The sequence below is a fragment of the Frateuria sp. genome, from assembly GCF_035944355.1.
Lineage (GTDB): Bacteria > Pseudomonadota > Gammaproteobacteria > Xanthomonadales > Rhodanobacteraceae > Frateuria_A.
Genome location: NZ_DASZBH010000016.1, coordinates 193,540 through 206,635, shown reverse-complemented (window position 1 = coordinate 206,635; position 13,096 = coordinate 193,540). Strand labels below are relative to the sequence as shown.

13 protein-coding genes are annotated in these 13,096 nt (G+C 70.7%); 1 reads left to right on the top strand and 12 read right to left on the bottom strand.

What is annotated here, in order from left to right; genetic code table 11:
* The first annotated feature begins 3 nt into the window (after window positions 1-3).
* On the top strand, window positions 4-405 hold the full coding sequence (locus tag VGU03_RS13850; RefSeq protein ID WP_327481484.1) for a DUF4156 domain-containing protein: 402 nt from the start codon (window positions 4-6) through the stop codon (window positions 403-405).
* 160 nt (window positions 406-565) lie between these two features.
* Here the strand turns inward: VGU03_RS13850 and VGU03_RS13845 are convergent, their stop codons facing one another.
* From VGU03_RS13845 to VGU03_RS13790, 12 genes are all read right to left on the bottom strand, one after another.
* The gene (locus VGU03_RS13845; RefSeq protein WP_327481483.1) at window positions 566-1,528 is read right to left on the bottom strand and encodes a sensor domain-containing diguanylate cyclase; all 963 of its coding nucleotides are present in this window, start codon (window positions 1,526-1,528) and stop codon (window positions 566-568) included.
* 118 nt (window positions 1,529-1,646) lie between these two features.
* A complete protein-coding gene (locus VGU03_RS13840; RefSeq protein ID WP_327481481.1) occupies window positions 1,647-1,982 on the bottom strand; it encodes a cytochrome C oxidase subunit IV family protein in 336 nt (111 codons plus the stop codon).
* Complete coding sequence (locus tag VGU03_RS13835) at window positions 1,979-2,626, bottom strand: cytochrome c oxidase subunit 3 family protein (RefSeq protein WP_327481479.1); 648 nt, start codon at window positions 2,624-2,626, stop codon at window positions 1,979-1,981. The genes VGU03_RS13840 and VGU03_RS13835 overlap by 4 nt, the downstream gene beginning before the upstream one ends.
* Complete coding sequence (gene ctaD, locus VGU03_RS13830) at window positions 2,623-4,224, bottom strand: cytochrome c oxidase subunit I (protein ID WP_327481477.1); 1,602 nt, start codon at window positions 4,222-4,224, stop codon at window positions 2,623-2,625. The genes VGU03_RS13835 and ctaD overlap by 4 nt, the downstream gene beginning before the upstream one ends.
* On the bottom strand, window positions 4,211-5,146 hold the full coding sequence (gene coxB / locus VGU03_RS13825; protein ID WP_327481475.1) for a cytochrome c oxidase subunit II: 936 nt from the start codon (window positions 5,144-5,146) through the stop codon (window positions 4,211-4,213). Before coxB ends, ctaD begins: the two co-directional genes overlap by 14 nt.
* Window positions 5,143-5,910: an SCO family protein gene (locus VGU03_RS13820; protein ID WP_327481473.1), complete on the bottom strand. Its 768-nt coding sequence runs from the start codon at window positions 5,908-5,910 to the stop codon at window positions 5,143-5,145. Before VGU03_RS13820 ends, coxB begins: the two co-directional genes overlap by 4 nt.
* 104 nt (window positions 5,911-6,014) lie before the next feature.
* Entirely contained in the window at window positions 6,015-6,428 is a 414-nt protein-coding gene (locus VGU03_RS13815) for a hypothetical protein (RefSeq protein WP_327481471.1), read from the bottom strand.
* Window positions 6,425-7,507, bottom strand: a complete 1,083-nt coding sequence (locus tag VGU03_RS13810; RefSeq protein ID WP_327481469.1) for a hypothetical protein — start codon at window positions 7,505-7,507, stop codon at window positions 6,425-6,427. Before VGU03_RS13810 ends, VGU03_RS13815 begins: the two co-directional genes overlap by 4 nt.
* Window positions 7,504-8,181 carry a cytochrome c gene (locus VGU03_RS13805; RefSeq protein WP_327481467.1) on the bottom strand — a complete coding sequence of 226 codons (678 nt, stop codon included), beginning with the start codon at window positions 8,179-8,181 and terminating at the stop codon, window positions 7,504-7,506. The genes VGU03_RS13810 and VGU03_RS13805 overlap by 4 nt, the downstream gene beginning before the upstream one ends.
* Complete coding sequence (locus tag VGU03_RS13800) at window positions 8,178-8,705, bottom strand: DUF3341 domain-containing protein (protein WP_327481465.1); 528 nt, start codon at window positions 8,703-8,705, stop codon at window positions 8,178-8,180. The genes VGU03_RS13805 and VGU03_RS13800 overlap by 4 nt, the downstream gene beginning before the upstream one ends.
* Complete coding sequence (gene nrfD, locus VGU03_RS13795) at window positions 8,702-10,045, bottom strand: NrfD/PsrC family molybdoenzyme membrane anchor subunit (protein WP_327481463.1); 1,344 nt, start codon at window positions 10,043-10,045, stop codon at window positions 8,702-8,704. Before nrfD ends, VGU03_RS13800 begins: the two co-directional genes overlap by 4 nt.
* Before the next feature lie 88 nt (window positions 10,046-10,133).
* Window positions 10,134-13,073: a TAT-variant-translocated molybdopterin oxidoreductase gene (locus tag VGU03_RS13790; RefSeq protein WP_327481461.1), complete on the bottom strand. Its 2,940-nt coding sequence runs from the start codon at window positions 13,071-13,073 to the stop codon at window positions 10,134-10,136.
* Window positions 13,074-13,096 lie beyond the last annotated feature (23 nt).

Here is a 13,096-nt window from a genome sequence, read left to right as displayed (position 1 = left end):
TCCATGCGCAAGACCCTGTTGCTGCTCGCCCCCGTCCTGCTGCTCGGCGCCTGTACCTGGGGCATCACCCTGGACGAGGCCGGCAAGCAGGTGCGCACCGCCTGGAGCGGCGACGTCTCGCAATGCCGCGACCTGGGCAAGGTCACCGTCTCGGTGATGGACCACGTCGGCCCGGTTGACCGCAACGACATCAAGGTGCGCGACGAACTGGAAGTGATGGCCCGCAACGAGGCGGCCAAGATGCACGCCGACACCATCAAGCCGCTGGGCGAACCGGCCGACGGCTCGCAGGCCTGGGGCGCCTACCAGTGCGGCAGCGCCCGCCCGGCCTCGACCACGCCCTCCGCCGCACCGGCGCCGACGGCATCCGGCGGCACGCAGACTTTCCCGATCAGGGGCGGCTGAACCGTGCCGATGGCGACGCGCCTAGCGCGTCGCCATCGGCACGGATGCGCCCGCCGTCGCGTCGGCCACGACGAAGCGCACGCTGGTGGGACGTTTGCGTCTTCCGTTCCAGGCGAGACGCTCAGCGGGCTGGCGACGGAGCGAGGCGCCCGCGCGCCGACTACGGCGCGTGCTGCCTACCGCGCTTGGCGTCGAGCATCAGCAGGTCCGCTTCGCGGTAAGCCTCGCCCAGGTCGCGGTCCGGACCGCGCCAGCTGTAGCCCAGCGTGGCGGCGATGCCGGCGGCGCGCAGGGCCTCTTCCAGGCGGCCGGCCTGGCGCGCCAGCTCGGTGGGACCCACGTCGAGGATCAGCACCACGAACTCGTCGCCGCCCAGGCGCGCGACCACGTCGATGGCCCGCACCGAACGGGAGAGCTCCTGCGCCGCGCGCTGGATCAGCATGTCGCCGGCGGTGTGGCCCTGGCTGTCGTTGGTCTGCTTGAGCCGGTCCAGGTCGACCACCACGATGCCGGCGGTGGTGTGCTCGTCGCGGCAGCGCTGTTCCTCCAGCGTCAGCAGCTGGCGCCAGCCGCGGCGGTTGTAGATGCCGGTCATCGGATCGGTCATCGCTTCGAGCTCGGCGCGCTCGGCGCGGCGCTGGGTTTCCTTGAGGTCCACGTCGTGGCGCCACAGCGTAGCCAGCATCTGCGCGCACAGCTTCACCACCGGCAGCCAGCGCTCCAGGTCCGCCGTCATCGGCTGCGGGTCGATCGCGCACAGCGTGCCGATCGCGCCGTGGTCGAGCTGCACCGGCACGCCCAGGTAGGCGCCGATGCCGCGACGGACGATTGGCGCTTGGGCGTAGTCCGCCTGCGCATTGACGTCGGAAACCACGCACGGCCCGCCGCGCACCATGCGCGAGCAGATCGAATCGGCCCACTTGAGCGCGTCGCCGCTGCGCACGCCGTAGCGCTCGTCCGACGCGGCCAGCACCAGCCAGTCCTCGCCGTCCACGCGGGTGAAGTACCAGGCGCCCACGCCGGTGCGCGCGCCCAGCAAGCCCAGGCAGGCCTGCGCTGCTTCGCGGAAGCCGCCGAACGGCGGCAGCGGCGGGAACGGGAGGTTGTCGTACGGGGCGTTCATGAGGCGGTCGACGTGGTCGCGGAGGCGGGGGCCTTTGCTCGATGCCCGCCTGGATCGTGCCAGCGTGTCGATGAATCGTCCCCCTCATAGCGTTTGCACGTTGCGTGCCAGGCCGCCGCTACCAGGGCACCAGCAGCGGCGTGCGCGTCAGCACGTCGGCCAACGCCAGCGCGATCATCACCGACAGCCAGGCGAAGCCCGCGCTGGCGACGATGCGCAGTAAAGCGTTGTCGGTCTTCAGGCGCATGAAGACGGCGAGCACCAGCAGCGCCTTGATCGCGGCGATGCCGAGGTTGGCCACCTCGTTGAACGGTCCGAGCCTGAGCAGCGCGCTGCCGGCGCTCAGGGCCAGGAGCACCAGCAGCGCGGCCAGCGTGCCCAGGTTGCTCGCCAGCGAAGGCGGCCGCGGGCCGCTCCTGTGGCTGCGCTGCGGGCGGGCGGCGCGGGCGTTCATCCGGCCCTCCCGACGAGGTAAACCAACGGGTAGACGAAGATCCACACGATGTCGACCAGATGCCAGTACAGCGCCGTGAGCTCCAGCGGTGTGTGGTAGTCCGCATCGTAGGCGCGGCGCCAGGTACGCCAGGCCATCACCGCCATCAGCGCCACGCCGACCATCACGTGGATGCTGTGGAAGCCGGTGATGAAGTAGTACAGGCAGTAGAAGATCTCCATGCCGCGCGCATAGACGCCTTGCTGGGTGTAATGGATCGCCGGGATCAGCCCCTCGCGGTACTCGGCGACGTATTCGAAGCCGTGCATGACGAGGAAGGTGACGCCGAGCGCTGCGGTGGCCGCCAGCAGCGCGCTGGCCAGGCGCCGCCCGCCCAGTTGCACCTCCCGCACCGACAGCGCCACCGCGCAGCTGCTGGTCAGCAGCACGGCGGTCTCGATCGTGCCCAGCAGCATGTCGGTATGCCGGCTGCCTTCGGCAAAGGCGTCGGGGAAGCGCACGCGGCACAGCGTGTAACCGGCGAACAACACGCCGAAGAACAGGATCTCGGTGGCCAGGAACGCCCACATGCCGAGTGTGGCCGCCTCGCGCTGCTGCACGGGGTCGTCGAACTGCTCCGGGACGGGGTGGAGTCGGGCATTCATCGGCGGTAGGCGTAAGGGCCTTCGGTGACCTCGGGGGCCTCGTCGAAGTTGCGCAGGGGCGGCGGCGAGGGAACGGTCCATTCCAATCCGGTGGCGTCCCAGGGATTGGGGCCGGCGCGCGCGCCGTGGCGCAGCGACCAGGCGAGGTAGAACAGCGGCAGCAGGTAGGCCGCGCCCAGGATGGTGGCGCCGGCCGAGGACAGCACGTTCCACACCTGGAACTGCGGCAGGTACTCGTGGTAACGCCGCGGCATCCCCTCGTAGCCCAGGATGTACTGCGGGAAGAAGGTGAGGTTGAAGCCGAAGAACATCAGGATCGCGGCGAAGCGCGCCCACGCCTCCGAATAGAGCCGTCCGGTGATCTTGGGCCACCAGTAGTGGATGCCGCCCAGGTAGGCCATCACCGCCCCGCCGACCATGATGTAGTGGAAGTGCGCCACCACGAAGTAGGTGTCGGTGAGATTGACGTCCAGCGCGGTCGCCGCCAGGAACAACCCGGTCAGCCCGCCCAGCATGAACAGGCCGACGAAGCCGAGTGCGTAGAGCATCGGCGCATCGAACGAAATGTCGCCCTTGTACAGCGTGGCGGTCCAGTTGAAGACCTTGATCGCCGAGGGCACCGCGATGATGAAGGAAAGGATCGAGAATACGATGCTCGCGTACATCGACTGCCCCGCCACGAACATGTGGTGGCCCCACACCAGGAAGCCGACCACCGCGATGCCGATGATCGCCCACACCATGAACTTGTAGCCGAAGATGCGCCGCCGCGCGCCATGGGTGATCAGCTCGCTGACCACGCCCATCGCCGGCAGGATCATGATGTACACGGCCGGGTGCGAGTAGAACCAGAAGAAGTGCTGGAACAGCACCGGGTCGCCACCCAGCGCCGGGTCGAAGATGCCCACGCCGAACAGCCGTTCCAGCCCGATCAGCGCCAGCGTCATCGCCAGCACCGGCGTGGCCAGCATCATCACCAGCGCCACCGCGTACATCGCCCACACGAACAGCGGCAGGCGCATCCAGGTCATGCCCGGTGCGCGCATGGTGTGCACCGTGACGATGAAGTTCAGGCCGGTGAAGATCGAGGAGAACCCCACCACGAACACGCCGACCACCACCAGCATCACGTTGGAGTTGGAGAACATCGTCGAGAACGGCGTGTAGAAGGTCCAGCCGGTGTCCACGCCGCCCAGCAGCAGGCAGAGCAGGGTGAACAGGCCGCCGACCACGTACAGGTACCAGCTGAAGAGGTTCAGCCGCGGGAACGCCACGTCGCGCGCGCCGATCATCAGCGGCAGCAGGAAGTTGCCCAGCGTGGCGGGGATCGAGGGGATCAGGAAGAACCACACCATCACCACGCCGTGGAAAGTGAACGCCTTGTTGTAGGTTTCCGCGCTCATCAGGTCGCCGGCGGGCGTGACCAGCTCCCAGCGGATCAGCGCCGCGGCGAGGCCGCCGAGGAAGAAGAAAAAGGTGATGCCGACGCCGTACAGGATGGCGATGCGCTTGTGGTCGTGCGTGGTCAGCCACGAACGCAGGCCGTAGCCTTCCTCCAGGTAGCTGCGCGGCGCGGGCGCGCGCTCAACGGTGCTCATGGCTGTCCTCCGCCGCGCGGGTGCGGGTCTTCAGGTAGGCCACCAGGGCCAGCACGTCCTCCGCGCCGATGCGGCCTTCGAAACTGGGCATGATCGGTGCGTAGCCGGCGGCGATCTGCTTCTTCGGCAGCAGGATCGAGTCCTGCAGGTAGCGCTCATCGGCCATCACCTGCGAGCCGTCCGACAGCGGCACGGTGTGGCCATAAAGGTCGTACAGGTCCGGCGCATGCACGCCCGACTGCGGGTCGTGGCAACCGCTGCAGCCGAGCTGCCGGAACAGCGCCTCGCCCTGCGCCGCCAGGCTCAAGCTCGCGTGCGCGTGCAGCCAGCGCGCGTAGTCCGCCGGCGCCATGGCGATCACCGAACCGCCCATGCGCGCATGGTCGGTGCCGCAGAACTCGGAGCAGAACAGGTGGAAGCTGCCCGCCTGCGTGGCGGTGAACCACAGCTCCGTGTAGCGGTCGGGCAGCACGTCCTGCTTCACGCGGAAGGCCGGCACGTAGAAGCTGTGGATCACGTCCTGCGAGGTCATCACCAGGCGTATGGGCTGGCCTACGGGGACGTGCAGCGTGTCGATCTCGCGCTGGCCGCCCGGGTGCTGCACCTTCCACATCCACTGCTTGGCGACCACGTAGACCGGCTGGGCGTCCTTCGGCGGCGTGCGCAGCCGGATCCACAGCTGCACGCTCCAGCCGAAGATGCCCATGAACAGGACGAAGGGGATGAGCGTCCAGGTCAGCTCCACGCCCAGGTGCTGCCGCGCGGGCGTGCGCTCGGCGGCGCTGCCGTGGCGGTACTTCACGCAGAAGGCGATCATCACAACGAACACGCCGACCGTCACCAGGCCGCACAGCAGCAGCAGCGTGTCGAACAGGTGGTCGAGGTCCGGGGCGAAACTGGAGGCCTGCGGCAGCATGCTCATGCGCGCGCCCTCGCCCGGAGCCAGGCCAGCCAGCACGCCAGCGCCAGCACGAAGGCCACGCCCAGCGCCTGCATGCTGCGACCGATCGCCAGGCTGTAGCGGCCGGTGGCCGGGTCGTAACCGCAGCACAGCAGCACCAGGCGGTCGGCCAGCGAGCCGAGCCGGCCCTGCGAGGCGCCCACCAACGCCAGGCGCAGCGAGGCCGGCGGCCAGGACACGCCGAAGAAGTACTGCGCGACCTTGCCCTCCGGCGTGATCGCCACCAGACCCGCGGCGTGGGCGTACTGATGGAGCTTCTGGTCGTAGAAATAGCGGAAGCCCACCGCACGGGCGAGCGGGCCGATGCTCGCCTGATCGCCGGTGAGGAAGCGCCATTGCGGCACGTGGGCGTCCGGATGCATGCGCTCGAGCATCGTCTGGGTGTGGCGTGCGTCCGCCGGCGTTTCAGTCGGGTCGATACTGACGAAGGCCACCGCGAAGTCGCGGCCGGGTGCGAGGTCGAGCTTTGCCAGCGTATGCGCCATGCCGTTCAACACCACGTCGCACAGATTGGGGCAGCGGTAGTAGCCGAGCGTGAGCAGGAGCGGCTTGCCGCCAGCGAGCGTGCGCAGGTCGACGGGTTTGCCGTTGGCGTCGAGGAAGCGGGTGTCCATGGGGAGCGGTGCGCCGAGGTGCTGGTCGAAGCCGGCGCGTTGGGTGATGTCCGGTGGGGGCGGTGGGGCCTGAGTGGCGAGCGCAGCGACCGGCAGCCAGAGCATGAGCATGAGAAGGACTGCGGCGAGGCGATGCAGAGGCCTCCCGCTCACCCAACCCTCTCCCCCGAGCTGCGCTCGGGGGAGAGGGCTAAGGCGGGCGAACGCGCGGTGGCTCATGGCTTGCGCTCCGTCCGTGCGGGATGTTCAAGCGTGGCTCCCTCTCCCCCGGCCCCGCCGGGGGGGAGGGTTGGGGTGAGGGGCAGGCCTTTGCCTGCAGCCACCAGCTCCATCGCCCGTGCAACCGGTATCCGCGCCACCGTGTGCGCCCCATCCATCCACTGGTAGCCCTCCAGCCGTGAGCGCTGCTGCGAACGCTCCGCGGCGATGTCGGCCGCCGGGTCGGGCTGCAGCCGCGGCTGCGGCGGGATCGGCCGCACCGGCGCCGCGCCGGCGGTGAGCACCGGCCGCGCCCACACGTACACCAGCAGCACGACCGCCAGCAGGCTGAGCGCCAGGATCGCCGCGGCCCAGTGCAACACGCCGGCGGCGACCGTATAGGACTCGTGCGAGTCGGGCTGGCGGCTCATGCATCCGCCTCCGGCACGGCGCGGCGTTGCGCGCCGTAGCCCAGCCACCACAGGCCGCCGATACCGATCCACGCCAGCGGATCGCTCCAGGCGAGCGCGCTCGTGCGCAGCCCCGGCAGCACCAGCCAGGCGACGTAGCCGATCTGCGCCAGGAACAGCCACCCTCCCACGCCGGCCAGCCACGCCGCGCATTGCTTGGCCCGCCGAGAAAGCAGGATCGCGAACGGCAGCGCGAGGTGGAACAGCACCAGGAAGGCCCCCAGCCAGCGCCATCCGGTCTTCACCCGCGGCAGGTACCACACGGTTTCCGTGGGCAGGTCGGCGATCCATACGGTGAGGTAGTCCATGAACGCGAGATAGCCCCACGCGAGCACGAGCACCATCAGGAGGCTGCCCAGGTCGTTCAGCCGCCTGGGCAGCCACGCCGCAGCGGCCGGGTCGCGGCCGGCCACGCTGACCCCCACGGCCAGTCCCGCCGCAGCCAGCAGTTGCGCCGTGCCCAGCAGGACGCCAAAGGTCGTCGAGTGCCAACGCGGCACCAGGGAGACCACCCAGTCGACCGCCGCCACCGAGACGCTCAGCGCATAGACGATCAGGCCACCGGCGGCGAAGCGCCCGGCCCGCGGCGTGCCCAGCCGGCGGCGCATGCCGTGCGCCAGCCACAGCCACAGCACCCACACCACCACCGCGCGCGCGAGGAAGAACGGCGCGTCGAGCCACCAGCGCTGGCGATCCAGCGCGGGATCGCCCACCGCGTGCGGTGCGGCCCAGGGAAACAGCACCGCCATGCCGATGAGCACCGGCAGCAGCAGCAGCGCCATCAACGGCAGGCGCCGGCTCGCCGCGAGCAGCGCGGGGCGCAGCGCCAGGCCCCAGTCGCCCCCGGTCAAGGCGTGGATCATCAGCAGGCCGACGCTGCCCAGCGCGGGCGCCAGCCAGAACAGCCAGGCGAACAGGTAGGACAGCAGCGCCACGCGCGGCGCATGCAGGCCCAGCAGCAGGCAGCCGACCAGCGCCAGCAGGCCGACCGCCGCGGCGAAGCCCTCGGTGCGCGAGACCCGCAGCCAGCGGCCGCTCATCGCCGCGTCTCCCCACCCTCGACGGGCGTGGCCGGCAGGCGCGCCAGGTCCTGCGGCGACAAGCGGTCGCGCGGCGCATGCTGGGACAGCTGCAGCGCGCGGATATAGGCCACGATCGCCCAGCGGTCGTGTGGACCGATACGGTCGGCATAGGGATACATCACGCCGTAGCCGTCGCTGATGACCTGGTAGAAGTGGCTGTCCGGCGCGTTGCGCAGGCGGTCGGTGTGATAACTCGGCGGCGCCGGGAAGCCGCGGCGCACGATCATGCCGTCGCCGCTGCCGCTCGCGCCGTGGCAGGGCGCGCAGTAGATGTCGAAACGCTCGCGGCCCCGCTCGAGCAGCGCCAAAGTGACCGGCAAGGGGTTGGCGTAGCGCCGTTCGCCGACCTCGCCCCGGGCCAGGCTGCGGCCCTGCTCGTCCAGCGGCAGCGCGGGTCCGGGCGGCGGCAGCAGCGGCATCTGTCCGTGCCGGCCGCTCGCGGTATCGGCCGCCGCCCCCTGCGCCATCGGCACGCTGCCCGGCGGCGGCGTGCGCGCGCTGTTGCCGTCGGCGAACAGCGGACTGGGCGCCAGCGGCTTGTACTTGGGCTGGTCGTACATGTCGTGCATGGCCTGCTCGCAGCCGGCCAGCGCGCACAGCGAAAGCGCCAGCACGAGGCGCCGCCCGTTCATGGCGCCACCTCGTCGATCGCCAGCGGCGCCAGCCGTGCGAGGTCCGCGCGCGCCTGCGCTGCCTCGAAGCGCGGATCGTCGGCGCGCAGCCACAGGAAGAAGCCGTCGCGGCTGGCCGCCTCGAAGCCCGGCACGGCGAACAGCGGGTGCACCAGCCGCGGCAGGCCGTTGGCGAGGAACAGGCCGACCACGCCGAACAGCGCCGCGAACAGGATGGTCATTTCCAGCGCCGCCGGGACGAACGCTGGCCAGCTCGCGTCGGGCCGGCCGCCGACGTCGATCGGGTAGTTCACCACCGAGGCGTACCACTCCAGGAACAAGGTGCCGAAGCCGCCGCACAGCCCGCCCAGCAGCACCAGCAGCGGGATGCGGTCGCGCACCGGTCCGAGCGCCTCGGCCAGGCCTTCCACCGCATACGGCGTATAGGCCTCCAGCTGCGTATAGCCCTGGCGGCGCAGCTCGCGCACGGCCAGCAGCAGCGCCTGGGCATCGTCGAAACGGGCGAGCCAGCCGCGCTCGTTCATGCCGCCTCCCGGCCGAGCTTCGCGCGCAGCTTGCGCAGCTCGAACATCGGCAGCACCGGCAGCAGCCGCACGAACAAGAGGAACAGCAGGAAGAACAGGCCGATGGAGCCGGCCAGGAAGCCGATGTCCCAGAAGGTGGGATAGAACATGCCCCAACTGGACGGAAGGAAATCCCGGTACAGGCTGCTGACGATCAGTTCGAAGCGCTCGAACCACATGCCGACGAGCACCAGCAGGGCGATCGAGAACAACGCGGCGTGGTTCTCCCGCACGCGCTCGAACCAGATCGCCTGGATCGCCACCACGTTGCAGCCGACGATGGTCCAGTACACCCAGGCATAGGCGCCGGTGAGCTCGGCCATGGCGTGCGCGACCTCGTAGCGGTCGCCGCCGTAGAAGGCGTTGAACAGTTCCGAGGCGTAGCTGTAGTCGACGAACAGGCCGGCGGCGAGCATCAGCTTGGCGAGGTTGCGGATGTGCCGCGCGGTGATGAAGTCGCCCAGGTCCAAGAAGCGGCGCAGCGGGATGCCAAGCACCAGCACCATGGCGAAGCCGGAGAACAGCGCGCCGGCGACGAAGAACGGCGGGAAGATGGTCGAGTGCCAGCCCGGCAGCAGGCCCTCGGAGAAATCCAGTGCCACCATCGAGTGCACCGAGAACACCAGCGGCACCGCCATGGCGGCGAGCAGCAGGTTAAGCGTCTCGAAGCGCTGCCAGTGCCGCGCCTCGCCGCGCCAGCCGAGCGCGAGCAGGCCGTAGAACACTTGCCTGCCGCGCGTGCGGGCGCGGTCGCGCAAGGAGGCCAGGTCGGGAATCAGGCCCACGTAGAAGTACAGGATCGACACGATCAGGTACGCGACGATGGCCGAGAAGTCCCAGAACAACGAGCTTCGCCACTGCGGCCACACGCCCATGCGATCGGGGTAGGGCGCCAGCCAGTAGAAGAACCAGGGCCGGCCCAGGTGCAGGATGGGAAAGATGCCCGACACGGACACGGCGAACACGGTCATCGCCTCGGCATAGCGGTTGAGCGCGTTGCGCCAGCCCTGCCGCGCCAGGTACAGGCCGCCGGAGATGAAGGTGCCGGCCATGCCGATGGCGATCCACCACACGTAGTCGGCGATGGCGAAGGCCCAGGCGACCGGGATGTCCAGTCCCCAGATGCCCACGCCTTTGACCAGCAGCCAGACGATGCCGACGCCCAGCCAGGCGGTGAGCACGAAGGCCAGCGCGAAAGCGACCAGCCACAGCCGGCCGCTGGGGCGTTCGAGCACCAGGTTGCTCACCCGGTCGGTGATCGAGGCGTTGGTTTCGCCGGGGGCGAGCAGCGGTGCGCTCATGCCGGTACTCCCACATCCGCCGATGCCGCTCCCTCTCCCCGGGGATAGGGAGCGGGGCCGAGGCGAGCGTGCGGTACGCGAAAGAGGCTCATGCGTCGTCCCCCAGCGCCGGGTGCGGGTTGCGCAGGCTTGCCAGGTAGGTCGTGTGCGGACGCGTGTTGAGCTCCTCCAGCAGGGCGTAGTTCCGCGACGAGGCCTTCTGCCGGCTGACCGCGGTGGCCGGATCCTGCTGGTCGCCGAACACGATCGCCTGCGTGGGGCACACCGCCTGGCAGGCGGTCAGCACCTCGCCGTCGGCGATGCGCCGGTCTTCGCGGTCCGCGGCCACGTGCGCGGTCTCGATGCGCTGGATGCAATAGGTGCATTTCTCCATGACGCCGCGGTTGCGCACGGAGACGTCCGGGTTGCGCTGGGCCTTGAGGCTCTCGGTGGCGAGGTCGCTGTACTGCAGGAAGTTGAAGCGGCGCACCTTGTACGGACAGTTGTTGGAGCAGAAGCGCGTGCCCACGCAGCGGTTGTAGACCTGCACGTTGAGCCCCTCGGTATCGTGCACGGTGGCGCCGACCGGGCAGACCATCTCGCAAGGCGCGTGCTCGCAGTGCATGCACGGCACCGGCTGATGGTGGATGCGCGGCGCGGCCGCCTCGCCCTCGTAGTAGCGGTCGACGCGGATCCAGTGCATCTCGCGGCCGCGCCCGACTTCCTCGGCGCCGACCACGGGGATGTTGTTCTCCGCCTGACAGGCGAGCGTGCAGGCGCCGCAGCCGATGCAGGCGTTCAAGTCCACGCTCATGCCCCAGGCGTATTCGCCGCGCGGGCGGTCGGGATAGAGGCTGGGCGGGGCGGGCGGATCCTGCGCGAAGGCCGGGTGGGCGCGGAAGTCTTCCAGCGTGCCCGCGCGGACGGGCGCGCGGCCTTCCATGGCGTGGTGGCGCTGCGTCGTGGCCAGCGCGTAGCGCGCGCCGGTGCGGTTGACCTGCAGGCCGCCGTCGCGCCAGGGTGCGGCGAGGCCGCGCAGCGCATAGGCGTCGAAGCCCAGCCGTTCGCCCACCCGGCCGGCGGCGCGGCGGCCGTAGCCCAAACACACGGTGACGCTGCGCGCGGCCTGCCCGGGCATCACCCAGACCGGCGCCTGGGTATGGCGTCCCTCGATGCGCAGCTCCAGCGCGTCGCCGTTCTTTAGTCCGTGCGCAAGCGCGAGCTCTGGGCTCACCAGCGCCACGTTGCTCCAGGTCAGCGTGGTCAGCGGCTTGGGGAGCTCCTGCAGCCAGCCGTTGTTGGCGTAGCGTCCGTCCCACACGGTGGGGTCGGGCGCGAACAGCAGTTCGAGGCCGCCCGGTTCGGCCGCCGCCCGCCGCTGCGCCAGGAAAGCCGCGTCCACCGTGACCGACTGCGCGGGCGGCGCGCTGCGCGCGATGACGCCTGCCTGCAGGCTCGCGGTCCAGAAGCCGTCCGGGTCGGCGCCGGCCTGGCCGCGCCAGGTCGCCTGCACGCGCTCGCGTTCGCCCCGCGTGTCGCCCAGGAACATCGCCAGCAGCTCGTGCACGCTGCGGCTGTCGTACAGCGGTGCGATCACCGGCTGCACGAGGCTGGCGCTGCCGTCGGCGGCGCGCAGGTCGGACCAGCTTTCCAGCGCGTGCGAGCGCGGCAGGTGCCACTGGCAGGCGCGCGCGGTCTCGTCGCGGTAAAGGCCCAGGTGGATGCGCTGGGGCACCTTGGCGAGCAGCTCGGCGAAGCGCGCGTCGACCGGCGTGGCGTAGGCCGGGTTGGCGTCGAGCACCAGCAAGGTGTCCACGCGCCCGGCGGCCATCGCCGCGGTCAGGTCGCGCAAGCCTTCGCCGGCGCTCTCCCACGGCTCGGGCGGCGCGTAGTACTCGACCGTACGCCCGACGTTGCCGAGCGCCTCGTTCATCAGGTGCGCCAGCGCATGCACCCAGGCCGGTTGCGTGCGGCCGGCGAGCACCAGCCCACTGCCGCGCTGCGCCTGCAGATCCTGCGCCAATGCGCGCAGGCGGCGCGCGGCGATGCCGCTGGACTGGGCCGCGTGCACGCCCGACAGCCCGAGCAGTTCACCCAGCTCCAGCGCGAAGGCGCCCACCTGCGCGCTTGCGAGCGGCCAACGGTGGTCGGCCTTGGCGCCGGTGAGGCTCGGACTGGCTTCGACCACGTAGAGGCGGTTGAAGCCCGCATGCTCGGGCACGCGGCCGCCGATGAAGTCGCGGGCGTGGCGCAACGCGCCGGGCAGGCTGCCGAGGAAGTCCGCCTCCCATGCCAGCACCACCTTCGCCTGGTCGAAGCGGTAGCGCGCGCGCAGCGGCGTGCCGAAGGCGAGCCGCGCGCCGGCCAGCGCGTTGTCCTCGTCGACCGCCTCGTACTGGTGCCAGCGCGAGCCGGGGAAGCGAGCCAGCCACGCCGCGCGCTGCGCCGCCAGCGTGGGCGAGTCGATGCGCCCGCTCAGCACGTGCAGGCCGCGGCCGTCGCGTGCGTGGCGCGCGGCCAGCGTCTCCACCTGCGCGCGGAACTCGTCCCAGCTCGCCGCCACGCCCTCGTGCAGCGGTGCCTGCGAGCGGTCCGGATCCCATAGCTCGAGCACGGCGGCCTGCATCGCCGGCGAGGTGGCGCCCAGGCTCGTCGGGTGGGCCGGATTGCCTTCGATCTTGGTCGGGCGTCCCTGGTGCGTCTCCACCAGCACGCCGGCGACGTCGCCGGCGCAGGCGAGCGTGCTGGCGTAGAAGCGCGGCAGCGAAGGCGGCAGTTCGTCGGGGCGGCGTACCCACGGCACCAGCTGCTCCTGCGGCGGACGGCTGCAGGCGCCCAGGCCCGCCAGCGCGAGCGAGGCGCCGAGCAACCTGAGGAAACCGCGGCGGTCGAGCTTCGGTTCCAGCTGCGACAGCTGCGGAAACGCTTCCTGCAGGCGATCGCGCCAGTCCGGCTGTTCGATGAGCTCCTCCAGCGCACGCCAGTAGCGCGGGCCGCGGGCATCGCCCAGCCGCGAGCGCAGCGCGTCGAGGGCGGATGGACGGCTCATCCGGTCTCCCGACCGCGCCTGCC